This is a genomic window from Dolichospermum sp. LEGE 00240, from assembly GCF_015207875.1.
In the GTDB taxonomy this organism is placed as follows: domain Bacteria; phylum Cyanobacteriota; class Cyanobacteriia; order Cyanobacteriales; family Nostocaceae; genus Dolichospermum; species Dolichospermum gracile.
This window is the reverse complement of sequence record NZ_JADEVZ010000012.1, coordinates 14,967-40,909: the sequence shown is the minus strand read 5'-3', so window position 1 is coordinate 40,909 and position 25,943 is coordinate 14,967. Positions and strand designations below refer to the sequence as shown.

Below are 25,943 nucleotides of genomic sequence, written 5' to 3'. Positions count from 1 at the left end.
CACAAGCTAGGATTTAAAAAATATATAAATTACACCTGTAAACTTGACTATGAGCGTAAGTATCTGCGGAATGTGGGATACATGATTTTGGAGTGGAAATTATGACAAATGTGAAAAATATCAATAAACCCTTATTTTCTCAACATTATTTAGAATATCGGCTTCAAGAATGTCCAGAATGGCAATTAGATATTAAACTGGATTTTGAAAGATTAAAAAACCTGTATTTATCAAAAAAAGCGATTTTACCGACTCTCAATGAAGCGCAAACAGAAGATGTGTTTATTAAACCCGTATTAGATATTTTAGGATTTTTTAATATTCCTCAAGTCGTGACTCGTGGTAAAGGTAGAGCCGAACGTCCTGATTATGCGTTGTTTGCAAATGAAGCAGATAGAGATACAGCTTACTCTTTTCAAAATAATGAAACTGCTTTTTATGGTAGGGTATTAGTTATCGCAGAAGCTAAATATTGGGAAAGACCATTAAGTAAAGTTTCTGCTAATGATAAAAGAGATATTTTCAAGAATGAAAACCCATCTTTTCAAATTTCTAGTTATTTGACTGGTACAAATGTTGATTGGGGAATTTTAACCAATGGGAGAGAATGGCGTTTATATTATCGTCAAGCATCTTCTACGGCAACGGAATTTTATCCTCTTGATTTGGTAGAATTATTAGAAACTGAAGATTTGGAAAAGTTTAAATATTTCTGGTTGTTTTTTAGAAGTGCAGCTTTTGAGAAAGACAGCTACAATAAAAACTTTTTAGAAAGAGTCAGAGAAGGAAGTACAACCTATGCAACTCAAGTAGGAAATGAATTAAAAACATTAGTATTTGAGCAAATATTTCCTGACTTAGCAGGGGGTTTTGTTGCAGACGCTATCAGACGGGGAAAAACTATAGAACCGAAACAGATTTATGCAGCCACTTTATCATTTTTATATAAGTTGTTATTTCTATTATATGCCGAAGCGAGAAACCTCTTACCAATTACCACAGCTTACCGTGATTATAGTTTGATTAAAATCACTCAAGAAATAGCGGAAAGTGTTGATAAACAAAGAACATTAAGTCAAACTTCGACAAAGATTTATAAGAGTCTATTAGGTTTATTGGAAATAGTAGATAGAGGTGATCCAGCTTTAGAAGTACCTCGTTATAATGGTGGTTTATTTCATTTTGATTTTCATAAAACTGAAGATATCAAAGATTATCCAGATAATTATTTTCTGTATGAACATCAATTATCTGATGCTGTCTTATTTCCCGCTTTGGATAAATTAGCACGGTTTGAAAAATTACCCATTGACTACAGCTTTTTAGGTGTGCGACAATTGGGTTCAATTTATGAAGGTTTATTAGAATATCGCGTGGTGATTGCAGATGGAAATACGGGTAAAGTCCATTTAGAAAATGATAAGGGTGAACGCAAAGCTACAGGTTCTTATTACACACCTGATTACATTGTTAAATACATTGTTAGTCATACTCTCAAACCAATTTTAGAGGAGAGAAAACAAAGATTTGCGGATTTGATGACGCAAATTAGCCAATTACATGAAAAAATGGCAGATGGTAGATTAGGAGTACAAAGTCGTAATGGTTTACAAAAAGATTTACAACGTTTAGAAAGAAAAAGTACAAATACTCTCCTTGATATTAAGATATGTGATCCTGCAATGGGAAGCGGACATTTTTTAGTGGAAGCTGTTGATTATTTGACAGATGAATTAATCAGTATTTTAAATGAATATCCTCAACATAATCCGGTTTTAGAGATGTTGGAACAAACCCGCGAGGGGATTTTAGCAAATTTACAACAGCAGGGAATTACTATTGATGTTAATAAGTTAGAAGATACTCAACTTTTGCAACGGGTGGTAATGAAACGCTGTATTTATGGTGTGGATTTGAACCCAATGGCTGTAGAATTAGCAAAGGTGAGTTTATGGTTACATTCTTTCACAATTGGCGCACCTTTGAGTTTTTTAGATCATCATTTGCGTTGCGGAAATTCCCTTATTGGTACGACTGCGCGAGAAGCAGAAGCAAATATGGTGAAGGAAGAAAGTGGACAATTAAATTTATTAACTGGTCCGTTTGTGGGGTTATTACGTGCTGCGGAAATTATGCGCGGTGTGAGTACGTTAAGTGATGCAACCTTTGCGGAAGTGGAAACTAGCGAAAGATTATTTAAGGAATTTGATGAAGCTGCAAAACCTTATAAACGGTTATTAGATATTTATGTTTCTAAATATTTTGGTTTGAAACGTGCTGATCATTTTTTACGGGTTTATGGTACTAATGCGATTAATGCTAACCCTGAAAGTATGAATGCTGCTGATATTGCAGTTTATGAAAATGCGAGTAAGTTGTTTGAAGAGAAGCGGTTTTTTCATTGGGATTTGGAATTTCCAGAGGTTTTTATTGATTTAGAAAATGCAAGTTGGAAAGAAAATCCTGGTTTTGATGTTGTGATTGGAAATCCTCCTTATATAGTATTTGTTAAGAAAAATAAAGGGAGAAAATCAGATTTTAGTATTTATAAAGAAATTTCCGATAATGAATTTAATTTTTATACAAAAATTTTCATTAATTCTTCTGAATATGCACCTAACACATTTGCTTTAATGACAGAAAAATCTATTGCTATCTTAAATAAAAAAGGGTTACACGGGTTTATTTATCCAGCAACAATTTTATATAATTTTTATTTTAAAAAAATTAGAGAGTTTATTACAGAAAATCTATCACTTGTCTCAATTGTTAAAATTGATAATGTTTTTAAATTCGCTGAGACGGGAGGTAATGCTATAATTATACTTCGTCATCTGCTTTCACAAGATAATAAAACTAAGGTTGTAAATATCGAATCTTTAGATAACAAAGATGTAACGATTGATAATTTCTACTTTAAATTAATCAATCAGTCATTATTTAAAACTCTTTCCTTTTATCAATGGAATACTAAAATTGAATTATTGCAAACTTTTAATAAGATGAAATTAAAGTCTCATTCATTAGAAGAGTTAGGATGTTTTTATCAAGGAGTATGTACAGGTAATAATGAAAAATGGATTGTTAATAATTCTACTCATGCTTTATCAAAAAAAGTTGTCCGGGGGAAAGATATTAATAAATATATTACGTCTTGGAATAATTTATACCTAATTTTTGAAAAATCAAATATGTGGAGTAATACCGATGATAAACTATTAGAATATTCTCCAAAAATTTTGATCAGACAAACTGCAAGCGAAATAGTTGCCAGTCTTGATTTTGAAAATCTTTTTTTGATTGATTCTCTTTATTTATTTAAACCTGACAATGAAAAAGATATCTATTTCTTAATATCCCTACTTAATTCTCTGCTAATTAATTCAATTTATAAATTTTTATGTCCAGAAGAAGGTAAAGCATTTGCACAAGTGAAAATAATCAATTTAAAACCAATTCCTATTCGTCAAATCTCCTTTACTACTCCCCCAGAAAAACATCAAGAATATCTAGAAAATATAATTAACCTTTACGAACAATTCCAAAATAATCAAAATGCTGATATCTTACTTACTCATATTATTCTTCACCTCCATAGTAATAAAGAATTAGTGATTGTTTTTTTATATCCTTTACTTGTAAGAATTGGTTTACATCAATTAGGATCATTACTTCTACAGAATTTTTATCATATCCACCAACAACCATCAGAAGCGGATGTAATTCATGATTTACTCGCATATTTAGCTGAACAAATGATAGAATTGAATCAACAAAAACAAACAGAAACTACAGGATTTTTGACATGGTTAGAAAGATTAATCGGTACTGAAATTGATAATCTTACCAATAAATCAAAAATTCAAAATTATTTAGGTGATTATTATAAACAAAAACAAGGAGATAACCATTTAACCCTTGATGAATTAATTAGTATCCTCAAGAAAAATCAGAAAAAACTGAAAATAGATCCCACCGCGAGAAAAGAACAGGAGACATTAGCAAAAGAATATCAATCGAGTTTAAATACACTTTTACCAATCAAAAAACAACTTAAACAATGTGATTGGTTAATTGATGAAATCGTTTATCGGTTATATGGTTTAACTGAAGAAGAAAAAGCCATAATTCAAGGATAAAAATATCCCCGACTTCTGTTTTCATTTTCGGTTTGAAACTTAGTTGAAGATTCATGGTGGCTTGCAAACGCAGATAGACGCAGATAACAAAAGAGGGATAAATATCAAGTTAAGAATCTAACTTTACCAGTATTAATATCATAGTAAGCACCGACAATTTTTAATCTATCATCACGGATTAATTTATCTATAATTTGTGAATTATCTTGCAATTTTCTAGCTTGGTATTCAATATTATTAATCACGGCATTGTTATCATCATTAATATCATTACTATTACCATTACGTCTTGTTCTGGAGTTTGGAGATAAACTTGGACTAATATCATCAACTACAGATTTAATTTTACCATCATCTGGTTGATTGTCAAACGCTGCTGATACTGCACCACATCCTTTATGACCTAAAACAACTATGAGTTGTGTTCCTAAATTAGCGGTAGCATATTCTAAACTTCCAATGGTTTCATCAGTAGCAATATTACCAGCGACGCGCACAACAAATAAATCTCCTAATCCTTGATCAAAAATTATTTCTGGGGGTACGCGAGAATCTGCACATCCTAATATTGCTGCATAAGGATATTGTTTTTTAGATACTGATTGCAAACGTCTTTTTGATTGATTGGGATATTGACGATTTTGATTAACAAATCTTCTGTTTCCTGCTATTAATCTTCTTTTTGCTTCCTCTGCACTAACTGGATTAGGATTAGGATTATTTTCAGGAATTCTGATTTCTGAACGGTTGGTAATGATTTCATTACAAGCAGTCAAAGTACCCATACTCAAGGTACTTAAACCTACGAATTTTAAGAAGTTACGACGACCGACAAATCCGTTAATTCTACTCATAACTCTACCTGATAACTTCTACATAATTTTTACAGAAGATATCAGATTTGATCATGATGTGAGAGTACCTTATTACACGGTTTAAGGGTTATTTAATCTTTTGCTTAAATACCAAACAATATATTGGACATATTCAGTATATTTGCCTTCTGCATCTTTGCTACTAAGTTCCTCTAGTTTCTTTTTGATAGCTTCTTTTGACCAAGTTTTATTAGGGAATTTTTTATTTAACGCATTAATTACAGTAAATAATTTGGTTTGACGATTATCCTTGAGAGTTTGAAGGTTAAGATTTAAAATTTCATTTAGTTCATGATTGATAGTTTCATCATCAGAAAAAATTTTTCCAGTAGAACTATATTTGATATAATTTTCACAATTTTTAGTAGAATCGCATGGATTAATAGTTATTTCTGCATCGCCTTTTCTTGGATTACAATGCTGATTATCCTTTTTACTACCACGATTACCTGAACAAGAAGCAAGGAGATTTTTATAATTTATTTGTAATTCTGGATATTTACTTTGTGGTTGCCAATGTTCAATTTCCATATTATCTTCAGATATTCGTCGCATACAATAGCAACAGATATAACCTTGTTCAGTCAATAATGCCTCTTTTAAAGACTTTTTTGGACTATATCCGTCATAATTTGCCCCATTTATTTGACGATATTGTAAAAGACATGGAGGTTCATAACCTTTGATAATGCGTTTCATTCTACCCTGTTTAAAAAGTCAATAAGTGTATAAGCTTGAATCATATCTGGATCATTATTTCCCAAGGATTCAGATAATTTTTGCAGTTCTAATTTAGCTTCTTCTAAGTTATCATTATCTATCATTTCAAAACATTTATCTATTCTTTCTTGCATTTTCACAGGTCTTTTTTCCACACCCATAACCTCAGAAAGAATTGAGTTACTGTCTCTACCAAAAGTATGGGGTGTTAATTCTACAATTTCTGAATCTTCTAAAATAAATACGTTTTCTCGGTTGACTTCACTCAAAACTTGAGGAGAATGAGTAGTAACAATAAATTGACAGTTGGGAAATGTTTTTCTAAAACTCGGAATGACAATTCTTTGCCATTGAGGATGTAAATGTAAATCTATTTCATCAATTAATATTATTCCTGTTCCTTTTTCTAGCAGTTCGGCAGGATTATTAATACTAGGATTTAAAATTGCTAACCGTCTTGCGATATCAACCACTATCATTAGTAAGGTTTTTTCCCCGTCGGAAAGTTGATCTAGTTTGAAGTTTTCACCATTTTTTTTAATAACTAAAGAAGGTTTACTTAAACGACGAATACCACCTTCTCTTTTAGAATTTGCACGCACTATGTGTAAATCGGAAAATTCCGCATTAGGAAAGTTTTCTAAAAATGTTTCTAATACTTTCCTTATGATTTGAAGACGTGGATTTCTAAAGTTGGTATCTTGTGTTAATCTAACTTCATTTTCATATTCTTCTTCTTCTTTAAACCAATATAGGAAATCTCTAAAATCATTTATATTTCCTGAAAAGGCTTTTTGATAACCAATAAGCCGACTTCCGTAAGTATTTTCTCTCTCTTCTTCACTTATCTCATTGATGGCTGAAGATTTTATAAATATTCGGTTTGTTTGATAATAAACTATAATTGGCAAAAGACAATGATTATAATTATCATCAGTTTCTATGATCGACTTTTCAATCAAAAAATTGCTTAAATCATCACTACTATCTGTTAGTTTTGAAATGGTTTCTTTAGCATAATTATCAATTTCTTTCGTGTATATTTCCAATTGAGTTTTATCTCTCTTTTTACAAATTTTCCAGTCCAACTTATTCTGTGAGTCAACTTTAACAAGAGTAGATATTGAAACTGTATTTGAATTGATGTTAATATCATCATCTTTTAGATCAAATTTATCCCCTGATCTTAATTGATATACATATTGAGATAAAAATATAGCAATACTATCTAAAATAGATGATTTACCTGAACCATTGACTCCAATAAACACAGCCAAATCAGAGGGAAGCGTTAATTTAAGTTCTCGAAAACCTCGAAAGTTTTGTAAATGTAATTCTTCAATACGCATATTTATAAATTGAATATAATTGTAAATTCAAATCGCCAACAAGATGATATTTTGATCTTATCAAAAATTTCCGATTTAATAAAATCAGGACTTATGCAAAATATCTCTCAAACCCTCATTTCTCTGTTACCTCTGTGCCTGGAGTGGTTCATTCATCTTCAATCTCCATTTTCTGTAATTACCCTTTCTAAAGGCTTATCCCAACTATCAACCGGTAATTGAGATAAATAAGCAAAATCAAAAACTACTCCTATAGTCGCTTTCGTCTCCCAACCGGGAGAATTTAACAAACGGTCATAATATCCCCCACCATAACCTAAGCGGTATCCTTGGACATCACAACCCACACAGGGGACAATAATTAAATCTACTTCGTCAATCTCTATTATCGGTGCTTCGTGGTGAGGTTCTGTAATCCCATAAGTACCGATATTAATTGTGTCATCAGGTTGCCAAGAATGCCAAACTAGAGACTTATCAACACAACGGGGAAAACCCCAACGTTTGTTAGTGTTGCTATACAGCGAGCTAATATCAGGTTCTTGGCGAAAGCTAAAAAAAGCCAGAATTGTATTTGCTTGATTAAATATAACTGAGTTTTGGATGTTGATAGTGAGGCGATCGCTCTTATCTCTCCATTCTAATAATGTCATAGCCTGGCGTTTTTGGAGTAGAGTCCGCCGCAGTTCTCTTTTATTTAGCTGTGAATTTATTTTCTGCAAAGCTGATGCAATTATTTTGAATTTTAATTAACTTGGCGGTCAGAAACCGCGTCTACATAGACAAAACCCACCTATTCCTTCTATCCCGTAAGGGATACGTGGGTTCAAATTTTCTGTTTTTATTGAGTCCGCGAAGGCGGACTTTGTTTGTGTAGCCGCGAATTTTATTCGCCGGGACTATTATTCGCCAGGACTATTTCTATGCGGCGTTTTCGCGCCACCAATCAATAGTATTCTTTAAACCTGTTCTAAATTCTACCTCAGCAGTAAAACCAAAAGCCTGTTTTGCCCTTTCCGTATCTAAACAACGACGGGGTTGACCATTGGGTTTGTCGGTTTCCCAGACAATTTCCCCCTCATACTCCATCAATTCGCAAATTAGGGTGATTAAGTCTTTAATGGATATCTCGTAACCAGTTCCTAAATTGACGGGTTCAGCATCATTATAAAACTGAGTTCCCATGACTATTCCCAGTGCTGCATCTGTAGAATACAAAAATTCACGGGTAGGAGAACCATCACCCCAAACAGGAAGTTGCTTTTCTCCCCTTGCTTGGGCTTCTTGCACTTTACGAATTAAAGCGGGAATTACATGAGAACTGCTGGGATTGAAGTTGTCTTCGGGTCCATACAAGTTTACAGGTAACAGGTAAATACCATTAAACCCATACTGCTGACGATAAGATTGCAATTGTACCAACAGGGCTTTTTTCGCAATTCCATAGGGGGCGTTAGTTTCTTCTGGATAACCATTCCAGATGTCATCTTCTTTAAATGGTACAGGGGTAAATTTAGGATAAGCGCAAATAGTTCCTACACAGACAAACTTTTCTATCCCCTGTTGATAAGCTGCATGAATTAACTGAGTCCCCATGATCAAGTTATCGTAAAATAACTCGCCGGGTTTTTCCCGATTTAAACCAATTCCACCAACATGGGCGGCTAAGTGAATGATAATATCCTGTTGGTCTACTGCCCGTTGGCAATTTTCCCATACTCGCAGATCACAGTCGTGCGATCGCGTCACTGTAATCTTCTCACGATTAGCGCCATGCTGACACAATTGATCTATAACTTGACGGCCGAGAAAACCCGCCCCACCGGTGACAAGAATCCGTTTATTTTCTAATTCTAAGGCTGTCATATTATTATCCTTGATCGGAATTAAAAGTGTAGAGATCCCAATTCTTGACGGGTAGTAGCAATATCTTGAATTTGTTTTCCACCATTCCCATTGGAGGAAGTACAACCCACAGCTTGTAAATCAGCTTCTACCATTAGCGCCACCAGTTCTTTAAATGTTACCGATGGTTGCCAGCCTAATTTCTGCTGGGCCTTAGTGGGATCACCAATTAATAAATCCACTTCAGCAGGACGCAAATAGCGTTGATCAAATTCAACGTATTTCTGCCAATCGAGATTAACATAACTAAATGCTAACTCCAGAAACTCCTTCACTGAATGGGTTTCACCTGTAGCGACCACATAATCATCCGGTTGCTCTTGTTGCAACATCAACCACATAGCTTTTACGTAGTCTTTCGCATAGCCCCAATCTCTCTTGGAGTCCAAATTACCCATGTAGATATTTTTTTGTTTACCAGCAACAATGCGGGCTACTGCTCTAGTAATTTTGCGAGTAACAAATGTTTCTCCCCGTCTTGGAGATTCATGGTTAAAAAGAATGCCGTTACAAGCAAATAAATTGTAAGATTCGCGGTAATTTATAGTTTGCCAGTGGGCGTATACCTTAGCACAAGCGTAGGGACTGCGGGGATAAAAAGGTGTGGTTTCACTTTGGGGAACTGCTTGCACCAAACCATACATTTCCGAAGAACCAGCTTGATAGAACCGGACTTCAATCCCAGTCCGCTGTTGATAATCGCGGATAGCTTCTAATAAACGTAATGTCCCCATACCTACAGCATCTACTGTATATTCAGGTGAATCAAAACTTACCCTAACGTGGGATTGAGCGCCTAAATTATAAATTTCTGTAGGTTGGACTTCTTCTAAAATTCGTCGCAGAGTTGTTCCGTCTGTCAAATCACCATAGTGAAGAAATAGCCTTGCGCCCTCGTTATGAGGATCTTCATACATGTGATCAATTCTGTCTGTGTTAAAGGTGGAAGTACGGCGAATAATTCCGTGGACTTCATAACCTTGTTCTAGTAGAAGTTCGGTTAAATAAGAACCATCTTGGCCAGTAATACCAGTAATTAAAGCCCGTTTTCTTTGTGTCATGCTTGGTGATGTCTTGTTGTTTTTAGTTGAAGATTACAAACGGTCTGATATAAATTAGCATCTAAGTGACATAACTGCCCAATAGTCAGGCTGCAAATATTTAGTCGCTATTAAATCAGGTTCAACAAATATTTTGGTTAAAAAACAATTTAACAAATAATTATAGGGTTATGTCAATTAGTATTCCTGATTTTAAGTAGGTGAACAGAATAAAACTAAAGTGTGTAAGTAGGTGAACACAATAAAACCAATCTGTGTAAAGAAAAGTAAAATCGCCCAAACCCTCTTCCCTATTGCCTATTGCCTATTGCCTATTGCCTCTTCCCTATTGCCTGCTGTCAAAAATGGTTTTTGGGGCATAATGTTGCCCCATGAGAGGGAATTGGTGTACTTACTTAGTAAGCTCCTTTATTTTTGGGCATGATAACAACATTAATTGTTTTGAGGATAATCCACAAATCGAGCCAAAAATTCCTAAAATTGACATAATGTAGGTCTATTTGCACCCGGCGAGGATAGGGAATATCATTCCGTCCAGATACTTGCCACAAACCAGTAATTCCAGGACGAATCGTTAAAACATGATTGATATAATCACCATATTTGGTTAATTCTTCTGCCACTAAAGGTCTTGGCCCAACTACACTCATATCTCCTTTGAGAACATTCCAAAATTGGGGAAATTCATCTAAGCTAGTAATTCGCAAAAAATGGCCAATTTTAGTGATTCTTGGGTCTGTTTTCAGCTTAAAGTTGTCTTCAAATTCTGCTCGCAAGCTAGGTGATGTGGCCATCATTTCGACGAGAATTTCGTCGGCATTGTTGACCATAGTGCGAAACTTAATACAATTAAAGCTGCGGTAGTTTTTGCCTACCCGTTCTTGAACATAAAAAATCGGACCTTTGGAGCTTATGGCTATCAATAAAGCCAATATCATGTAAATGGGAGAAAACAAAATCAAGACCGACAATGAAAAAACTATATCAAACAGTCGTTTAAAGAACTCTCCGTATAAACCCTGAAAAGATAAACTTCTGGATTTCACCTTTGGCTGTTTAACTTTTTGACCACGTTTTGATAAAACAGTCATAGATGTACTGTTATCCTTCCGCGGGTACCGCTTGCCGGAGAGGAGTGAACTCTGGGCAGTCATCATACTCCTTTATAATCCACACCACACATAGTCCCGATCTTAAAGCTAAAAGGCAGTAATTTTGAGGAAAAATTTCCTGTCTTCTGAGAAAATAAATACAAAAGGCTGATGTTTACCGTCTGTAAACTCCTTTTTCACGGCATTCATTCACAAAACTGAGATAACGTTCTGCAAAAACCTGGCGAGAAAATTGATTAGCGTGTGTTTGTATATACTCATGACTGTATAAATGTTGCTGATCTACAAATTTTTCTACGGCATCTACTAAAGCTCCTACTGTTTGGATTTTAAATAATATACCAGTTCCTGTATCAGGATGTGTCTGAATATCTCTAACTGTTTCTAATGCACCACCTGCACGGTATGCAATTACGGGAGTTCCACAGGCTTGGGCTTCAACTAGGGCAATGCCAAAGTCTTCGCAAGCTGCATAAACAAAGGCTTTGGCACGGGACATATAATTTTTGACGATATGATCGGGTTGCCATCCTAAGATTTGAATATGTGGTTGGGCTATTTCCTGTAGTTTGTTCATTTGCGGACCTGTGCCAATAATGATCAAGGGTTTTTTTAGGTGATTAAAGGCCTCAACAATTAAGGAAACTTGTTTATAACTGACTAATCGAGAAACTATCAGGTAAAAATCCTCTTTTTCCGAGGAAAAGAGACACTCATCTAGGTTAACCGGTGGATAGATGACGGTTGCTTCTCGACGATAGCAACGCCAAATCCGTCTGGCTGTGTGTTGGGAGTTGGCAATGAAGTAATCTACTCGATTGGCACTAATTACGTCCCATTGCCGCAAATTATGGAGGATTTGGCGGGTGATCCAGCCGACTGCTCCTTGCCCTAGTTTGCTTTGCTTGAGATAATCAAAGGTTAAATCCCAAGCGTAGCGCATGGGGCTATGGCTATAACAGATATGCAATTGATTCGGGGTGGTTAAGACTCCTTTAGCTACAGCATGAGATGAAGATAAGATGACTTCATATTCTCGCAAATCCAATTGCTCAATAGCCAAGGGTAATAGGGGTAAATATTTTTGGACTCCTTGACGGGCTTGGGGAAATTTCTGTAAAAACGTTGTGCCAATTTGACGTTTGTACAGGTAACTTTCTGGATTGCTGGATTCAAAATCTATCAGGGCGTATAAATCAGCGTCAATGTGATTTAATATTTCCTGGACTACGAGTTCTGAACCTCCTGTGGCTTGAGGGGTTAACCACTCATGAACTAAGGCATATTCTAGGGACACGGTTAAGTTGAATGGGTGGAAGGTAATTAGGCTATTTTCATGAGGTGATATAGCAGGTGACAGGTGACAGGTGACAGAGTTTAAAGTCTTGTGCTGCCTAAGTTCTATGACAAGTTTATGTTCTCATCCAACTGCATACCGCTATATTAAATATTCCTCACTGTGATCCAGACGTAGGAAAATCTCTAGATTGAATAGAAGATATAATCCTAGCAAAAGATGTTCCTCTAGTGATACTACAACCTGATAACCTCTACAGATAAGGGTGATTTTTATTGAGGAATTAGAAAGTTATGCGGATTCTGGTTATCGGTGGAACTCGGTTTATTGGGGTGTATTTGACTGAATTACTGGTGAAGGCTGGGCATGAGGTGGTTTTGTTCAATCGTGGTAATCATGCTGCGCCTTCAGGGGTAGGACAAATTATCGGCGATCGCACTAACTCAACTCAACTTCAAGAAAAGTTAGCATCAGCAAGTTTTGATGTCGTTTTTGACAATAATGGTCGGGAACTCACGGATACACAACCTCTGGCGGAAATTTTTCAAGGACGGGTCAAACATTTTGTGTACATGAGTTCTGCGGGTGTTTACCTCAAATCTGACCAAATGCCCCATTTAGAAGGGGATGCTGTTGATCCTAAGAGTCGTCACCAGGGCAAACAGGAAACGGAAGCTTACCTCAAGCAGTTAGGAATTCCTTTTACTTCTATTCGTCCTACTTATATCTACGGACCGCAAAATTATAATCCTTTGGAAAGTTGGTTTTTTGAGAGAATTGTGCGCGATCGCCCGATTTGTATTCCCGGAAATGGTATGCACATCACTCAGCTTGGCCATGTCTGGGATTTAGCTCAAGCGATGACCCAGATAATTGGTAATGAAAAGGCGATTGGAGAGATTTATAATATTTCGGGCGATCGCTTTGTCACTTTCGACGGTTTAGCCCGCGCTTGTGCTGTGGCTGCTGGTAAATCTGCCAATGATGTGAAAGTCGTTCATTATGATCCGAAAAAGTTTGATTTCGGTAAACGCAAGGCTTTTCCTATGCGGGTGCAACATTTCTTTGCATCAGTGAATAAAGCGCAAATAGAATTAAATTGGCAACCTAAGTATGATTTAATTTCTGGTTTAAAAGATTCTTTAGAAAATGATTATTTAATCAGTGGAAAAGATCAATTAGAAGTTGATTTTTCTGTAGATGATGAAATCTTGAATGCCAGGTAATGAGTAAGAGAACTCCACAAAAAAGATGATCCAATCTTGTGGGATGTGGGATGGGCATCTTGCCCGTCCTTGTATTATTAGCACCTGAGTTCGACATAAGATAATTTTTGGAAAACTGCCCCAAATATGAGTCTCAAATCCTGATGATCTCGTTGAAAAAATCATAACTCCTAACACCGAACTCAGGTATATTTGGTTTATCCTGTCAATGCGTAAGTCCTGAATAATAAAGATATCAAAATATCCCCAACTTCTTTAAGAAGTCGGGGATCTGACTTGGTGATGTTAAACTACTTGGCTTGGGTTGATACTGTTAAAACCTGTGGTGGTGAAGCATCTGGTGGATACAGAAAGTCAACTTGGACTAAAGATGTATTTCCTGGTTTTATATCTAATGAGACTAATGGTTCTCCTAATTCACCGCGCTTTTGAACTAAATGTACAAATTTATTTTGCCATTTTCCCTGATCTTGATAACGTAAGCGTACAGTTCCTCGGAAAAAGATTTGACGAGTGGGTAACTTAAAAAAGCGCAGTCCAGGTTGACTTAATTGATTTTCTTTGAGGGGAGTTTGAATCGCAACACTCACAGTTTGTGGATTTTGAGTATTGTTGTATAAAGGTAACTTGAGACTATATTGAATACCATAATTGCCATGAGCGTAATAAGCGGTGTCAGAATAACGCACTAACATCCGTGCGGTTTGAATTTGATTTGTGCCTAATGTTCCTCCATGTAAGGTACTCAAACCGTAGGAAAAGGCTGCACCAGGTTGAGGAATAGTTAAATACTTGCTTTTCGGTGCATCTACTATATTTGCTAACCATCGAGAACCCTTAGATACTCCGGCTACACGCCCGTAAATTGTCGGTTTGTTGTTGCCAGTGATGGTTGTGGGGACCTTATCTCTAGGGGTAGATAATTCACCATTATCTAATAAATTTTGCCATTCTGCTAAATTCGGCGATCGCTCACTACCATCAGTATTTGTGCGGGCAAACATCGCTAAACTAGCGGCATAAATATTACCATTGCTTCGCAGTCGCAGATATGTAGACCGACCATTTAAAGGGGGTGTTAATCCTTGCACGGGAATGGGTAAGTTTAATAACATTTGGCTTTCCCCTGGGGGAATAACAATTTGGGGAGGGAAAATATCTTGTCTTTTTCCTCTCAAAATATCAGACATAACCCGACTCCCCGGACCGGCAAAAACTGTGCCTAAGTCATTGGGAATTAAGGATGCTAATTCTTTAAATGGGGCATCTGGTTGACTTAAATAACTCGCACCTTGCAATATATTGACTGTCACTGGTTGAGAACCAGGGTTATGTAAGATGATGCCCAAGTACAAAGAACGTAAATCTTCTGGTGGGTCAGCTTTAGCAATATGATGGGCAAAAATATCAAATTGTCCCCGCAAAGGAAAATCTAAATGGGCTGATGGGACTTTTTTTCCCGTTGCGGGAAAGGTAGAAAGTAAAATTCCTTCTTTTAATACCAATTCTGGACTATTGCTATTAAATACTGGTAATGAATCCAATTTTCCCGGCAAAGGCCGGACTGATTGTATTTGTAATATTTCTTCGGGTGGTGGTGTGGCAGGAGTAGCTTGAGCAAGGGTGAAAGCAAGTAATAGTGGCAACATAATACTGAGTAAATTTGTTTAAACAGACGTTAATCTCTCTACAGAAGTGCCAAGTTATTCATGATCAAAACGAAATCAGCGATCATCTCTGGGGAATTTTCCGGGTTTAAAATTGGGACATGAACAAAAATACACTTAATTGACGGTTGGGAGTGGTGTAAATAGCCCAAGACTGAATAATAAAGTCCCTCACAGACAAACTTACCACAGTCGTAGCTAATCTCAACTGCGGCTGTTCCGACTAATAATTTTTCGAGATCAACGCTGGTTTGGAAAATATTTTCGGGGGAATTTATAGAGATGCTTGTACCACGAGCAAGGACTTCTACGCTTAATTGGGAACGACTTGCAGCCATACCACAACAGATAATGTAATCCGGTTGGAGTTCATTAATTTTGGTAATGACGCGAGAACTTGCCAGTTGCACATCTACCGGTAAATGGGGCAAAAAAATTAAATCATGGGGGAGTGAAGCCATTTTGGCTAGTCCGAGTAACAAGTCATCGGATGAATTCGACTCTTGTTGGCTTAACCAAATGTCAAAAGAAGTTAATAGTATTTTTTTTTGCATTATAAATAATAATTAGAATTAGAATAATTAAAAGCCCTCCCTCATAAATTTACAAGGAGCAGCTAAATGGCAGTGATTGCAGTTGTTGATTACGATATGGGAAATTTGCACTCTGTTTGCAAAGGATTAGAAAAAGCTGGGGCAACTCCTCTAGTTACTTATTGTTCTCAAGAGTTGGCAAAGGCAGATGCTATAGTTTTGCCAGGGGTGGGAGCATTTGATCCAGCGGTACAACATTTGCGATCGCGTGGTTTGGAACAACCGATTAAGGATGCGATCGCCTCTGGTAAACCGTTCTTGGGTATTTGTTTAGGATTACAAATTTTGTTTGAATCCAGCACCGAAGGAACGTTACCAGGACTAGGAATTGTGCCAGGAAAAGTCCGCCGTTTTTGTTCTCAACCGGGGATGACGATTCCCCACATGGGTTGGAATCAACTCCAACTTAACCAACCAAAAAACCTTTTGTGGGAACATTTGCCTATAGATCCTTGGGTTTATTTTGTCCATTCTTACTATGTTGAACCCACAAATCCCCAAGTGCGGGCGGCGACTGTGACTCATGGTGATCAAAGTTTTACAGCAGCGATCGCTCATGATAATCTCATGGCTGTCCAATTCCATCCTGAAAAATCATCAAATGTGGGATTGCAAATCCTCTCTAATTTTGTGGCTCAAGTCCGTGAAAAAGTTTTTGCTTAACAAAAGTTTGCAATATTTTCAGGTGTGAAACTTTGATACAATCATCTGCTACTAGCTATCAGTTCAAGATTAATGATAAATAATTCCTGGATGCTACAAGTCTCCAGATTTATCTCTGGAATCAATCCGAAATCCAAAATCCAAAATTGGATGATCAATAAGTAATGAGTCTAAGAATTTACGGGAATCGTCTGCTGAAAACCTTACCAGGTGAACATACCAGACCTACCAGTGCGCGAGTCCGGGAAGCATTGTTTAATATTTGGCAGGGGAGAATCAGTGGTTGTCGCTGGTTAGATTTGTGCGCCGGTAGTGGTTCTATGGGCGCGGAGGCTTTGTGTAGAGAAGCCAGCGTCGTCATTGGCATTGAACAATCAAGTCAAGCCTGTGCCATTATCCAAGAAAACTGGCAACAGGTAGCCAAACCAGAACAGAAATTTCAGCTATTGCGGGGAAATATTACTCAACAGTTAAAAAAATTATCAGGTCAAAAATTTGACAGAATATATTTTGACCCCCCTTATACTAGTGGATTATATGAACCAGTATTACAAGCGATCGCTCAATATCAGCTTTTAGATTCCCAGGGAGAAATAGCAGTCGAACATCGTCACCAAGATTGGACCCCACTAACCATCCCCAACTGGGAAATCTGCCGTCAAAAAAGTTATGGCAAAACCACTTTGACATTTTATCAGGAACAGGGAATAGGTGACAGGTGACAGGTGACAGGTGACAGGTTATAGGGAATAGATGTTCTTCTTTCTTTCTCCTGAACTCCTGATAGCGCAGCGTGGCGTTAGCCATACTCCTGAACTCCTGAACTCCTGATAGCGCAGCGTGGCGTTAGCCATACTCCTGAACTCCTGAACTCCTGATAGCGCAGCGTGGCGTTAGCCATACTCCTGAACTCCTGAACTCCTGAACTCCTGACTCCTGACTCCCTAATCAATATCAGCCGCCCAATTCAGTAGGACGCTTATATTGTCTATAAGCAGCGTAAAATAAACCGCTTAAAGTTACAAAAACTAAACCAAGCACGATACCTGATAGTAATGGTTCAACCACTGTAAAGCTCCTTGTTGCAATTATTGAAAAATTCGATTCTTGTTTTTCATTCTACCAAATTTGGCATTAATCCCGCGCTCTATAGTAGCTTTAAATATAAATACTAGATAAAAATTATCATTTGTACTTGCGAACACCATCAAGAAATTTTAAGCTATGTGTAGGAAATGAAAACTTGCACATTGTCAAAGCAAACCTTTTGGATAACCAGCTAATCAAACCCGAAGCCCTCATTCAACAGATCGTTATCTTCATCGTAGCGATACTGATAGCCCTCCCATTAATCCTATTTGGGATGGAAATCGTCAAAGCCTCCGATCCTTATGTTAAAAGTGTTCTATCCCATCAAGGTAACCTAGTCCAGGGAAAAGCTATTTTTCAAATCAACTGTGCTGGTTGTCATGGTTTAGACGCAACCGGACTAGTTGGACCAAGTTTGCGTGAAATCTCCAAATATAAATCTCGCTATGGACTAATTCATCAAGTAACTAGCGGTGAAACTCCCCCCATGCCCAAATTCCAGCCTAGTGTCCAAGAAATGGCAGACCTTTTAAGCTATTTAGAAAGCTTATAAATATTTGTGCATGATTAAAGAATCCTATGGACTTGCTGATAAATTATCATGCTCATTTAAATATTTCTAATAGACATAGAAGCTGGCAACTGGTAATAAGGAAACGCAACAAGAAACAGACAACAAAAGTGTTTACAGCTACATTTATATGAAATTAAACAAATTAATTCTTTTATTAACCATTATGACATCATTAGTTATGCCTTTAGTGAATTTAGAATTATTTAATTCAGAAATTGCATTAGGAAAGACACCCCAAAAGCGAATTATTAAAGGATCTGGAGTAAATTTTATAGATGATAATAATGATTGGGTCAGTGATGGTGAAACCAGAGGTGCTGGAGTTGATGAGATTTTAGGAACTTTTCTCCTACCTACTGCAAATAAATAGTCAAATTGAGAACTCTATGCCAAATTTAGCAAAAAGCAAATCCCACCGCCGACTAAAACGCCAACTACTTATCGTCATGCTGGTGATTTTTGCTTGGAGTGTGGCTATGGGCTGGATATTGGGATTCACCACCAGCACTCACGGTGCAAATCCGGTAGACTCAATTGGGACTGTTGATGTCATATCAGCACAATATCAACCAGGACAAGAACTGTATTTAGAAAACTGTGCATCTTGTCACATCGCATTACCACCTGCTGTATTTCCTAGTCAAACTTGGAAAAATCTTTTACAAGACTCCCAGCACTATGGCGTACAAATTAATCCCTTAGATAAGTTTTCACATCTTTTAGTATCAAAATATCTTTACACCTTTTCCCGTGTAAAACTACCAGAGGAAGCAACACCCTATCGTCTCAAGGATTCTCGTTATTTTAAAGCTTTGCATCCTGGTGTCAAATTACCCAAACCTGTAACTATGAGTAGTTGTGTAAGTTGTCATATTGGGGCTGATAAGTATAATTTCCGCAGCCTCAGTGCAGAATGGGAGTAGAGTTAGGGGGCAGGGGGCAGGGGAGAAGATTTTTCCTACTGACTACTGACCAATGACCAATGACCAATGACCAGTGACATTCAAAGTCTATAATTATATAGCTAAAGCTTAAATCTCTATTTCCCTTGATTTGATTCTATAAACTGCCATGCTAAAACTTTTGTTGGGCGATCCCAACGCTCGTAAACTTAAAAAATACCAACCTTACATTACAGAAATTAACCTCTTAGAGGAAGATATTAAGCCGCTGTCTGATGAACAGTTAAAAGCTAAAACCGTCGAGTTTAAACAACGGTTGGCTAAAGGCGAAACTCTAGATGATATTTTACCAGAAGCCTTTGCTGTGGTTCGGGAATCGGGGCGGCGGGTCTTAGGATTACGTCACTTTGATGTACAGTTGCAGGGTGGGATAATTCTGCATACTGGACAAATTGCCGAAATGAAAACTGGTGAGGGGAAAACTTTGGTAGCGACTTTACCAAGTTATTTAAATGCCCTGACTGGTAAAGGTGTCCACGTTATTACTGTGAATGATTACCTGGCGCGTCGGGACGCGGAATGGATGGGTCAGGTACACCGGTTCTTGGGGTTAAGTGTGGGGCTAATTCAGTCCACTATGACCCCCAGCGAGCGCCAAAAAAACTATGCCTGTGATATTACCTATGTCACCAATAGCGAGATTGGCTTTGATTATCTCCGGGATAATATGGCTACATCTATGGCTGAGGTGGTGCAACGTCCGTTTAATTTCTGTGTGATTGACGAGGTAGACTCGATTTTAGTTGATGAGGCGCGAACTCCATTAATTATTTCTGGTCAGGTGGAAAGACCGACGGAAAAATACCTGCAAGCGGCGGAAATTGCTTTTAGTCTCAAAAAAGATGAACATTACGAAGTTAATGAAAAGGATCGTAACGTTCTCTTGACAGATGAGGGTTTTGCTGAATCGGAAAATCAGTTGGGTGTGACAGATTTATTTGACCCGGAAGATCCTTGGGCGCATTTTATGTTTAATGCGATTAAAGCCAAGGAATTGTTTCTCAAGGATGTCAATTATATTGTCCGCAATGATGAAGTGGTGATTGTGGATGAGTTTACAGGGCGGGTATTACCTGGACGGCGTTGGAGTGATGGTTTGCATCAGGCAATTGAAGCGAAGGAACACGTAGAAATTCAGCCAGAAACCCAAACTTTGGCGACCATTACCTATCAAAATTTGTTTTTGCTGTATCCCAAGTTGGGGGGAATGACAGGAACGGCGAAAACGGAAGAGGTGGAATTTGAAAAGATTTATAAACGAGAAGTGACGATTATTCCCACTAATCGGATTAGAAGACGGGAAGACTTGTCTGATATGGTGTTTAAGACTGAACCAGGGAAGTGGAGAGCGATCGCTAAAGAATGTGCCGAAATGCACGAAAATGGTAGACCTGTGTTAGTGGGGACAACCAGTGTCGAAAAATCCGAACTTCTCAGCCGACTCCTCAAGGAAATGGATATTCCCCATGAGTTGCTTAACGCTAGACCGGAAAATGTGGAACGGGAAGCGGAAATTATTGCCCAAGCTGGACGCAGTGGGGCTGTAACTATCGCCACTAACATGGCAGGACGGGGTACGGACATTATCCTGGGTGGTAACTCCGAGTATATGGCGCGGTTGAAACTGCGGGAATACTTTATGCCCCGCATTGTCAGCCCTGAAGATGATGAATTTGGTGTCCAAAGGGCTTCGGGACTACCTATGGGTGGTAGCGGTGGTGGACAAGGCTTTGTTCCTGGTAAAAAGGTGAAAACTTGGCGGGCTTCTCCAGAAATTTTCCCCACTCCATTAACCAAGGAAACAGAACAGCTTTTAAAAGCGGCTGTAGAGGTGGCTGTTAAGGCTTATGGTGAACGGAGTTTACCGGAGTTGGAAGCAGAAGATAAGGTGGCTGTGGCGGCGGAAAAAGCCCCGACAGATGATGTGGTAATTCAGAAGTTGCGGGAAGCTTACCAACAGGTTAAGCATGAGTATGAAGAGTTTACCAGCCGCGAACATGATCAAGTGGTGGAACGGGGCGGTTTGCACGTTATTGGAACGGAACGTCACGAATCACGACGGATTGACAATCAGTTACGCGGACGGGCGGGAAGACAAGGCGACCCGGGAACTACCAGATTTTTCCTCAGTTTAGAGGATAACCTATTACGAATCTTTGGGGGCGATCGCGTTGCTGGATTGATGAATGCGTTTCAAGTCGAAGAAGATATGCCGATTGAGTCGGGAATGTTAACCCGCAGCTTAGAGGGCGCACAGAAAAAGGTCGAAACCTATTACTACGACATCCGTAAACAGGTGTTTGAGTATGACGAGGTAATGAATAACCAACGTCGGGCTATCTATGCGGAACGTCGCCGAGTCTTGGAAGGTCAAGATTTGAAGGAACAGGTGATTAAGTACGCAGAAAAAACGATGGACGACATCGTTGATTATTACATCAACCCTGATTTACCTTCGGAAGAATGGGAATTGGATAAGTTGGTGGATAAGGTGAAGGAGTTTGTTTACCTGTTGGCTGATATGCAGTCTGTCCAGTTGGAGGATATGGGGGTGGTGGAAATTAAGGCTTTCCTCCACGAACAAGCGCGGATTGCCTATGATATGAAGGAATCGCAAATTGACCAAATTCAACCGGGTTTAATGCGTCAAGCAGAACGGTTCTTTATTCTTCAACGCATAGATACTTTGTGGCGGGAGCATTTGCAACAAATGGATGCTTTGCGTGAGTCGGTTGGCTTGCGTGGTTATGGGCAAAAGGACCCGCTGATTGAGTATAAGAGTGAGGGTTATGAGTTGTTTTTGGATATGATGGTGAATATCCGCCGTGATGTGGTTTATTCTCTGTTTATGTTCCAGCCTCAAGCGCAGCAAACTGCTGAGATGGTTTAAGAGGTTTTTTCTCGCAGAGACGCAGAGGCGCAGAGAGGGTTTTCTGCGTCTTTGTTTTATGGGGAGAAGGGGAGAAATGAACCACGAAGGGACGAAGAGCGCGAAGGAAGAAAAGGAAGAAAGATATTTGAGCTAAAATAAGAGGAAAGGGGATATTTTATGATTTATCTTTCTGCTACTGAAGTTAAACAAAATTTTGCCGAATTTTTAGATCAAGCTCAGAAAGAACCTGTTACTATTCAAGGTCAAGAGCAAGATTTAGTGGTTGTGCTTTCTGTTGTGGAATATCAAAAAATTAAGGGGTTATTAAAGGCAGAGTTTCAGCATTTTTGTGATCAAGTTGGGAAAGCTGCTGAAGCTAAAGGTATGACTGAAGAAATGCTTAATGAGATTCTTAATAGTGATGAATAAGTTAAGAATTGTCATTGATACTAATTGTTTTGTTAGTCGGCTATTAACTCCAAACTCTATTACGGCTCAAGTTGTCCGTAAGGCGGTTGATAATCATTATATTCTTGTGTCTTCAGAAACATTAGCAGAACTAGAAAATATTTTGTCAAGGAAGAAATTTGATTCTTATGTTAGTTCTGAAAATCGGCAAAAGTTTATTTTATACTTAAAAAATATTGCTGAAATAGTTGATATTGTGACACCTGTAAAAGTTTGTCGAGATCCAAAAGATGATAAGTTTCTCTCTCTTGCTATGTCTGGAAATGCTGATTTGATTATTACAGGTGATAAGGATTTGTTGCTACTTAACCCCTATCCAAATATCTCTATTCTCTCACCAAGTGATTTTTTAATAAATTATGAATCTGATTAAATTAGTCTGATAGTGTTTGCTACGTCTTTGTTTTATGCGACAATTATTCAGCAAACATTTCAGCTAGGATATCCAGAACTGTTTTTTGTTCTTCTGTCGTAATTTGACCTAGAAGTTTGACTAATCGAGTTTTATCTACTGTACGAATTTGGTCTAGGACAATTTGTCCATCTTGTCCTTGAAATTGACAAGTTACTCTTGTCGGGTATGTTTGCCCTTTTGTTGTCATTGGTGCAACTATGACGGTGGCAATATGATGGTTTATTTCGTTGGGTGAAATTATTAAGCAGGGGCGTGTTTTTTTAATTTCACTCCCAATGGTAGGATCAAGATTAACTAGGAAAACATCAAATCTGTTGACTACCATTGCCATTCAGCTTTATCCCATTCTGTTGTGTTGATATCATCTAATAGGACATCATCTTGTTTCTCTGCCATTTCTATAAATGCTTTTTCCCAACCTTTTCTGACTTGTTCAACTGGGCGAATGATGAGATGATTACCGTGAACTTCTATTTCTACTTCTGAGTTAATTCCGCTTTGTTCTAATAGGGTTTTGGGAATGCGTAACCCTTGGGAGTTGCCGATTTTGACTATTCGGGTTTTAATTGCTGTACCCATTTTATTTTTTGGGATAGGATAGTATCTACATTGTAATTACAAAGATAAAATTAGTCAAGTAGAGGAAGATATATTTATTTATTAACGTATGTTAATCGCAGTTTAGAAGCTGCACAGGCAAAATTACAACTTATTAAGACAAGATAGATAAACAGGTATTTGAGTATAATGAAGTAATGAATAACTAACGTCATTCTATAATGAGTAAATTTGTGAGTTCGATTAATTTACAATTAACACCTGATTCTTTAAGTCAGGGTGAGTCTGCTATTCGGCAGGATTTAGCTTTACAGTTATATGCACAGAATATTTTTACTTTTGGTCAAGGGCGACGTTTGGCTTTTGGCTGTTTGGCTAATTTATCTGTTTGGGAATTTCAGCAGCTTTTAGGAGAAAAGAAAATTGAACGACATTATAGTGAAGTTGATTTATTGGAAGATGTAAAGACTATTCAAGAAGGTTTTTAATAATTGTGATAGTAATATGGAACTAAATAAATTATGAGTGAAGGTATTGAAATCCAGTTAGCACCCCGAATAGAAAAGCACTGTCTTAATCTTTGGCAGGATGGCCATTATAAACACGCAGCCCGTGAAGCTATCGTTCAGGTTGAAATAGCTCTTAAAGAGAAAGGTCTGGTTAATGATAGCAGATTTGTTAAAACATTAATTAATAGTCTTTTCACATCTGGAGGAAAGCACAAAACTATTAAACTACGTGTGCCTTTAGGTAATGAGTTACAAGAGCAGGCAAAGCAATATTTCGGAGCGGTATTCGCTTATTACAGAAATTATCTCGCACATGATGGAAGCAAAGTTGATAAAAACAGCGCAGTACGAGTCCTTGTTGTTGCTAGTGAATTGCTTGATTTGATTGATGCCTCATCTTTAAGTTATACAGATTTGGGTGGAATTGATGGTTTGTTGAAAGCTGAAGTATTTGACAGTGAAGACCAACTTCTTGGTGTTCTTGACACTTGTGAAGATTATGCACTGCTAGGTGATGATGCGGAAGGTTTGCGTCAGAGCATATTCTATAATTATGGAGCAGGCGAAAATCATCTAGATGCTGTTTTGGAGCTTGATTTAGTTCGGTATATTGATACCCATTTCCATGATTTAGATGGCTTTGAAGAAGAAGGAGGTTGGCTTGAACTTACTGACCTCGGTAAGAAGTTTATAGATGAAATTAAGAAGAAGAACAATCAAAAGAGTTAAATAGTAAATAATTTAGAGTTTAATTAAGATACTATACACTTTTTACATTTCTACTTCTTCAAGTCTTACTCAATAACGAAATATAATGACACTATCTCCCCGAAGCATTAGCGATTTAGCAGAACTGATATGTGGAAGTAATGGATGAAGTATCAACTTCCAACAGGATACTTCATCTACTTCGGTGTTCAAGTTAAAAAAGATAAAATCGATGCAGCCGGCAGAGATTTGAATACTAATATCAGCGGAATCTTAGCTCAAGTACGCATGGCTTTAGATCATCCAATCTTTGATACAGAAACGAATCGCAAAAATTTGCTAGATCACATTTATATTATTTCTGCTAATTGGTGAAAATATGACTTTAAATATAACTGTATATATAAAAGACTTTTTACTACAGTTTTGATAAAATATGCTAGATTTAGTATATAAAGGGTGCAAGTAAGGAAATTGGAAACAGAACAGATAAAACCTCTGGAATGGGTAGGAAGTTCCCTAGAAGACCTCAAAGAGTTTCCTGAAGAGGTAAAAGGGGAAATAGGATATGCTCTGTATTTAGCTCAAATTGGTGACAAACATCCTGACACCAAACCTTTGAAGGGATTTAAAGGAGCGAGTGTATTAGAGGTTGTTGAGGATTTTGATGGAGACACATATCGAGCTATTTATACTGTGAAACTACCAAAAGCAGTTTATGTTCTTCATGTCTTCCAGAAAAAATCAAAACATGGTATTGCTACACCTAAGCAGGACATTGACTTAATTGAAGCAAGACTTGAAAGGGCAAAACAGCATTATAACCAAGTTTATCGGTAAGAGAAAAGGAAATAATTATGACAGAAAATATTGAAATAACAACCAGCAGCGGTAATGTATTTGCTGATTTGGGTTTACCCAACCCAGATGAAATGTTAGTAAAAGCAGAACTAGCACGGAAAATCAGTAATGCTATTTCCGCACGTCATATTACCCAAGCCGAAGCTGCTGAATTATTAGGAATTGATCAACCAAAAGTTTCTGCTTTAATGAGAGGAAGACTTACAGGTTTTTCTTTGGAAAGAATGTTTAAATTTCTCAATGCTTTTGAAATTGATGTAGAAATTAGAGTAAAACCTAAATCTAGCCATAATGCACGGATAACTGTAGTTTAAGCACTC

At 37.5% G+C, this 25,943-nt stretch carries 28 protein-coding genes; 15 read left to right on the top strand and 13 right to left on the bottom strand.

The window, feature by feature from the left end:
* Nucleotides 1-101: 101 nt before the first annotated feature.
* Nucleotides 102-4,139 (top strand): TaqI-like C-terminal specificity domain-containing protein, encoded by a 4,038-nt coding sequence (locus IQ226_RS06090; RefSeq protein WP_193893338.1) that lies wholly within the window; start codon nt 102-104, stop codon nt 4,137-4,139.
* Nucleotides 4,140-4,243: 104 nt separating this feature from the next.
* On the opposite strand, the gene IQ226_RS06085 is transcribed toward IQ226_RS06090, so the two are convergent.
* The 8 genes from IQ226_RS06085 to IQ226_RS06050 form a co-directional block, all read right to left on the bottom strand.
* Entirely contained in the window at nt 4,244-4,993 is a 750-nt protein-coding gene (locus IQ226_RS06085; protein ID WP_193893336.1) for a carbonic anhydrase, read from the bottom strand.
* A gap of 81 nt (nt 4,994-5,074) precedes the next feature.
* A complete protein-coding gene (locus IQ226_RS06080; RefSeq protein ID WP_193893334.1) occupies nt 5,075-5,713 on the bottom strand; it encodes a retron system putative HNH endonuclease in 639 nt (212 codons plus the stop codon).
* Complete coding sequence (locus tag IQ226_RS06075) at nt 5,710-7,083, bottom strand: AAA family ATPase (protein ID WP_193893332.1); 1,374 nt, start codon at nt 7,081-7,083, stop codon at nt 5,710-5,712. Before IQ226_RS06075 ends, IQ226_RS06080 begins: the two co-directional genes overlap by 4 nt.
* 158 nt (nt 7,084-7,241) lie before the next feature.
* Nucleotides 7,242-7,805: a 5-formyltetrahydrofolate cyclo-ligase gene (locus IQ226_RS06070; protein WP_193893329.1), complete on the bottom strand. Its 564-nt coding sequence runs from the start codon at nt 7,803-7,805 to the stop codon at nt 7,242-7,244.
* 199 nt (nt 7,806-8,004) lie between these two features.
* Nucleotides 8,005-8,949, bottom strand: a complete 945-nt coding sequence (locus tag IQ226_RS06065) for a GDP-L-fucose synthase (protein ID WP_193893326.1) — start codon at nt 8,947-8,949, stop codon at nt 8,005-8,007.
* A 20-nt stretch (nt 8,950-8,969) separates the two neighbouring features.
* Complete coding sequence (gmd, locus tag IQ226_RS06060) at nt 8,970-10,049, bottom strand: GDP-mannose 4,6-dehydratase (RefSeq protein WP_193893323.1); 1,080 nt, start codon at nt 10,047-10,049, stop codon at nt 8,970-8,972.
* Between the two features lie 395 nt (nt 10,050-10,444).
* Nucleotides 10,445-11,203: a sugar transferase gene (locus IQ226_RS06055; protein WP_193893436.1), complete on the bottom strand. Its 759-nt coding sequence runs from the start codon at nt 11,201-11,203 to the stop codon at nt 10,445-10,447.
* A 112-nt stretch (nt 11,204-11,315) separates the two neighbouring features.
* Entirely contained in the window at nt 11,316-12,458 is a 1,143-nt protein-coding gene (locus tag IQ226_RS06050) for a glycosyltransferase (RefSeq protein ID WP_193893321.1), read from the bottom strand.
* Between the two features lie 293 nt (nt 12,459-12,751).
* Between IQ226_RS06050 and IQ226_RS06045 the strand changes: the two genes are divergently transcribed.
* A complete protein-coding gene (locus IQ226_RS06045) occupies nt 12,752-13,684 on the top strand; it encodes an NAD-dependent epimerase/dehydratase family protein (RefSeq protein ID WP_193893319.1) in 933 nt (310 codons plus the stop codon).
* Between the two features lie 290 nt (nt 13,685-13,974).
* Here the strand turns inward: IQ226_RS06045 and IQ226_RS06040 are convergent, their stop codons facing one another.
* Complete coding sequence (locus IQ226_RS06040; protein ID WP_193893317.1) at nt 13,975-15,333, bottom strand: DUF3370 domain-containing protein; 1,359 nt, start codon at nt 15,331-15,333, stop codon at nt 13,975-13,977.
* 38 nt (nt 15,334-15,371) lie between these two features.
* Nucleotides 15,372-15,905 carry a peptidase C15 gene (locus IQ226_RS06035; RefSeq protein WP_193893315.1) on the bottom strand — a complete coding sequence of 178 codons (534 nt, stop codon included), beginning with the start codon at nt 15,903-15,905 and terminating at the stop codon, nt 15,372-15,374.
* A 66-nt stretch (nt 15,906-15,971) separates the two neighbouring features.
* On the opposite strand from IQ226_RS06035, the gene hisH reads away from it, so the two are divergent.
* Complete coding sequence (hisH, locus tag IQ226_RS06030) at nt 15,972-16,607, top strand: imidazole glycerol phosphate synthase subunit HisH (RefSeq protein WP_193893313.1); 636 nt, start codon at nt 15,972-15,974, stop codon at nt 16,605-16,607.
* Between the two features lie 164 nt (nt 16,608-16,771).
* The gene (gene rsmD, locus IQ226_RS06025) at nt 16,772-17,329 is read left to right on the top strand and encodes a 16S rRNA (guanine(966)-N(2))-methyltransferase RsmD (protein ID WP_193893311.1); all 558 of its coding nucleotides are present in this window, start codon (nt 16,772-16,774) and stop codon (nt 17,327-17,329) included.
* Between the two features lie 232 nt (nt 17,330-17,561).
* On the opposite strand, the gene petG is transcribed toward rsmD, so the two are convergent.
* Nucleotides 17,562-17,675, bottom strand: coding sequence for a cytochrome b6-f complex subunit V (petG, locus tag IQ226_RS06020; protein WP_015078754.1), 114 nt, complete (start codon nt 17,673-17,675; stop codon nt 17,562-17,564).
* Nucleotides 17,676-17,874: 199 nt separating this feature from the next.
* Here petG and IQ226_RS06015 point away from each other — a divergent pair, with 199 nt between their 5' ends.
* From IQ226_RS06015 to IQ226_RS05990, 6 genes are all read left to right on the top strand, one after another.
* Nucleotides 17,875-18,249 (top strand): cytochrome c, encoded by a 375-nt coding sequence (locus IQ226_RS06015; RefSeq protein ID WP_193893309.1) that lies wholly within the window; start codon nt 17,875-17,877, stop codon nt 18,247-18,249.
* 148 nt (nt 18,250-18,397) lie between these two features.
* On the top strand, nt 18,398-18,640 hold the full coding sequence (locus IQ226_RS06010) for a hypothetical protein (protein ID WP_193893306.1): 243 nt from the start codon (nt 18,398-18,400) through the stop codon (nt 18,638-18,640).
* A gap of 16 nt (nt 18,641-18,656) precedes the next feature.
* Complete coding sequence (locus IQ226_RS06005; protein ID WP_193893303.1) at nt 18,657-19,193, top strand: cytochrome C; 537 nt, start codon at nt 18,657-18,659, stop codon at nt 19,191-19,193.
* A gap of 148 nt (nt 19,194-19,341) precedes the next feature.
* The gene (secA, locus tag IQ226_RS06000) at nt 19,342-22,122 is read left to right on the top strand and encodes a preprotein translocase subunit SecA (protein ID WP_193893301.1); all 2,781 of its coding nucleotides are present in this window, start codon (nt 19,342-19,344) and stop codon (nt 22,120-22,122) included.
* A gap of 159 nt (nt 22,123-22,281) precedes the next feature.
* Nucleotides 22,282-22,533 carry a type II toxin-antitoxin system Phd/YefM family antitoxin gene (locus IQ226_RS05995; RefSeq protein WP_193893297.1) on the top strand — a complete coding sequence of 84 codons (252 nt, stop codon included), beginning with the start codon at nt 22,282-22,284 and terminating at the stop codon, nt 22,531-22,533.
* Nucleotides 22,508-22,945 carry a putative toxin-antitoxin system toxin component, PIN family gene (locus tag IQ226_RS05990; protein ID WP_228039276.1) on the top strand — a complete coding sequence of 146 codons (438 nt, stop codon included), beginning with the start codon at nt 22,508-22,510 and terminating at the stop codon, nt 22,943-22,945. The genes IQ226_RS05995 and IQ226_RS05990 overlap by 26 nt, the downstream gene beginning before the upstream one ends.
* Before the next feature lie 43 nt (nt 22,946-22,988).
* Here IQ226_RS05990 and IQ226_RS05985 read toward each other — a convergent pair whose 3' ends face one another.
* Both IQ226_RS05985 and IQ226_RS05980 read right to left on the bottom strand, forming a co-directional pair.
* Entirely contained in the window at nt 22,989-23,312 is a 324-nt protein-coding gene (locus IQ226_RS05985) for a type II toxin-antitoxin system PemK/MazF family toxin (protein ID WP_228039275.1), read from the bottom strand.
* Nucleotides 23,306-23,566 carry an AbrB/MazE/SpoVT family DNA-binding domain-containing protein gene (locus tag IQ226_RS05980; protein WP_193893292.1) on the bottom strand — a complete coding sequence of 87 codons (261 nt, stop codon included), beginning with the start codon at nt 23,564-23,566 and terminating at the stop codon, nt 23,306-23,308. The genes IQ226_RS05985 and IQ226_RS05980 overlap by 7 nt, the downstream gene beginning before the upstream one ends.
* Nucleotides 23,567-23,778: 212 nt before the next feature.
* Between IQ226_RS05980 and IQ226_RS05975 the strand changes: the two genes are divergently transcribed.
* The 5 genes from IQ226_RS05975 to IQ226_RS05955 all read left to right on the top strand — a co-directional run bounded on the left by IQ226_RS05975 (nt 23,779) and on the right by IQ226_RS05955 (nt 25,937).
* Nucleotides 23,779-24,033, top strand: a complete 255-nt coding sequence (locus tag IQ226_RS05975; RefSeq protein WP_193893290.1) for a UPF0175 family protein — start codon at nt 23,779-23,781, stop codon at nt 24,031-24,033.
* 33 nt (nt 24,034-24,066) lie between these two features.
* Complete coding sequence (locus IQ226_RS05970) at nt 24,067-24,783, top strand: TIGR02391 family protein (protein WP_193893288.1); 717 nt, start codon at nt 24,067-24,069, stop codon at nt 24,781-24,783.
* 144 nt (nt 24,784-24,927) lie between these two features.
* On the top strand, nt 24,928-25,137 hold the full coding sequence (locus IQ226_RS05965; RefSeq protein ID WP_193893286.1) for a hypothetical protein: 210 nt from the start codon (nt 24,928-24,930) through the stop codon (nt 25,135-25,137).
* Nucleotides 25,138-25,236: 99 nt separating this feature from the next.
* Complete coding sequence (locus IQ226_RS05960) at nt 25,237-25,602, top strand: type II toxin-antitoxin system RelE/ParE family toxin (RefSeq protein WP_193893284.1); 366 nt, start codon at nt 25,237-25,239, stop codon at nt 25,600-25,602.
* Between the two features lie 17 nt (nt 25,603-25,619).
* Complete coding sequence (locus tag IQ226_RS05955; RefSeq protein WP_193893282.1) at nt 25,620-25,937, top strand: helix-turn-helix domain-containing protein; 318 nt, start codon at nt 25,620-25,622, stop codon at nt 25,935-25,937.
* The last annotated feature ends 6 nt before the right edge of the window (nt 25,938-25,943 follow it).

Coding starts and splice junctions, on each gene's coding strand:
- IQ226_RS06045 (WP_193893319.1), top strand. CDS start 12,752: ATGCGGATTCTGGTTATCGGTGGAACTCGGTTTATTGGGGTGTATTTG.
- IQ226_RS06055 (WP_193893436.1), bottom strand. CDS start 11,203: ATGACTGCCCAGAGTTCACTCCTCTCCGGCAAGCGGTACCCGCGGAAG.
- rsmD (WP_193893311.1), top strand. CDS start 16,772: ATGAGTCTAAGAATTTACGGGAATCGTCTGCTGAAAACCTTACCAGGT.
- IQ226_RS06085 (WP_193893336.1), bottom strand. CDS start 4,993: ATGAGTAGAATTAACGGATTTGTCGGTCGTCGTAACTTCTTAAAATTC.
- IQ226_RS06075 (WP_193893332.1), bottom strand. CDS start 7,083: ATGCGTATTGAAGAATTACATTTACAAAACTTTCGAGGTTTTCGAGAA.
- IQ226_RS05965 (WP_193893286.1), top strand. CDS start 24,928: ATGAAGTATCAACTTCCAACAGGATACTTCATCTACTTCGGTGTTCAA.
- IQ226_RS06010 (WP_193893306.1), top strand. CDS start 18,398: ATGAAATTAAACAAATTAATTCTTTTATTAACCATTATGACATCATTA.
- IQ226_RS06005 (WP_193893303.1), top strand. CDS start 18,657: ATGCCAAATTTAGCAAAAAGCAAATCCCACCGCCGACTAAAACGCCAA.
- IQ226_RS05995 (WP_193893297.1), top strand. CDS start 22,282: ATGATTTATCTTTCTGCTACTGAAGTTAAACAAAATTTTGCCGAATTT.
- IQ226_RS05980 (WP_193893292.1), bottom strand. CDS start 23,566: ATGGGTACAGCAATTAAAACCCGAATAGTCAAAATCGGCAACTCCCAA.
- IQ226_RS06080 (WP_193893334.1), bottom strand. CDS start 5,713: ATGAAACGCATTATCAAAGGTTATGAACCTCCATGTCTTTTACAATAT.
- gmd (WP_193893323.1), bottom strand. CDS start 10,049: ATGACACAAAGAAAACGGGCTTTAATTACTGGTATTACTGGCCAAGAT.
- IQ226_RS06040 (WP_193893317.1), bottom strand. CDS start 15,333: ATGTTGCCACTATTACTTGCTTTCACCCTTGCTCAAGCTACTCCTGCC.
- IQ226_RS06090 (WP_193893338.1), top strand. CDS start 102: ATGACAAATGTGAAAAATATCAATAAACCCTTATTTTCTCAACATTAT.
- IQ226_RS06035 (WP_193893315.1), bottom strand. CDS start 15,905: ATGCAAAAAAAAATACTATTAACTTCTTTTGACATTTGGTTAAGCCAA.
- IQ226_RS06065 (WP_193893326.1), bottom strand. CDS start 8,949: ATGACAGCCTTAGAATTAGAAAATAAACGGATTCTTGTCACCGGTGGG.
- secA (WP_193893301.1), top strand. CDS start 19,342: ATGCTAAAACTTTTGTTGGGCGATCCCAACGCTCGTAAACTTAAAAAA.
- IQ226_RS05990 (WP_228039276.1), top strand. CDS start 22,508: ATGAGATTCTTAATAGTGATGAATAAGTTAAGAATTGTCATTGATACT.
- IQ226_RS05955 (WP_193893282.1), top strand. CDS start 25,620: ATGACAGAAAATATTGAAATAACAACCAGCAGCGGTAATGTATTTGCT.
- IQ226_RS05970 (WP_193893288.1), top strand. CDS start 24,067: ATGAGTGAAGGTATTGAAATCCAGTTAGCACCCCGAATAGAAAAGCAC.
- IQ226_RS05985 (WP_228039275.1), bottom strand. CDS start 23,312: ATGGTAGTCAACAGATTTGATGTTTTCCTAGTTAATCTTGATCCTACC.
- hisH (WP_193893313.1), top strand. CDS start 15,972: ATGGCAGTGATTGCAGTTGTTGATTACGATATGGGAAATTTGCACTCT.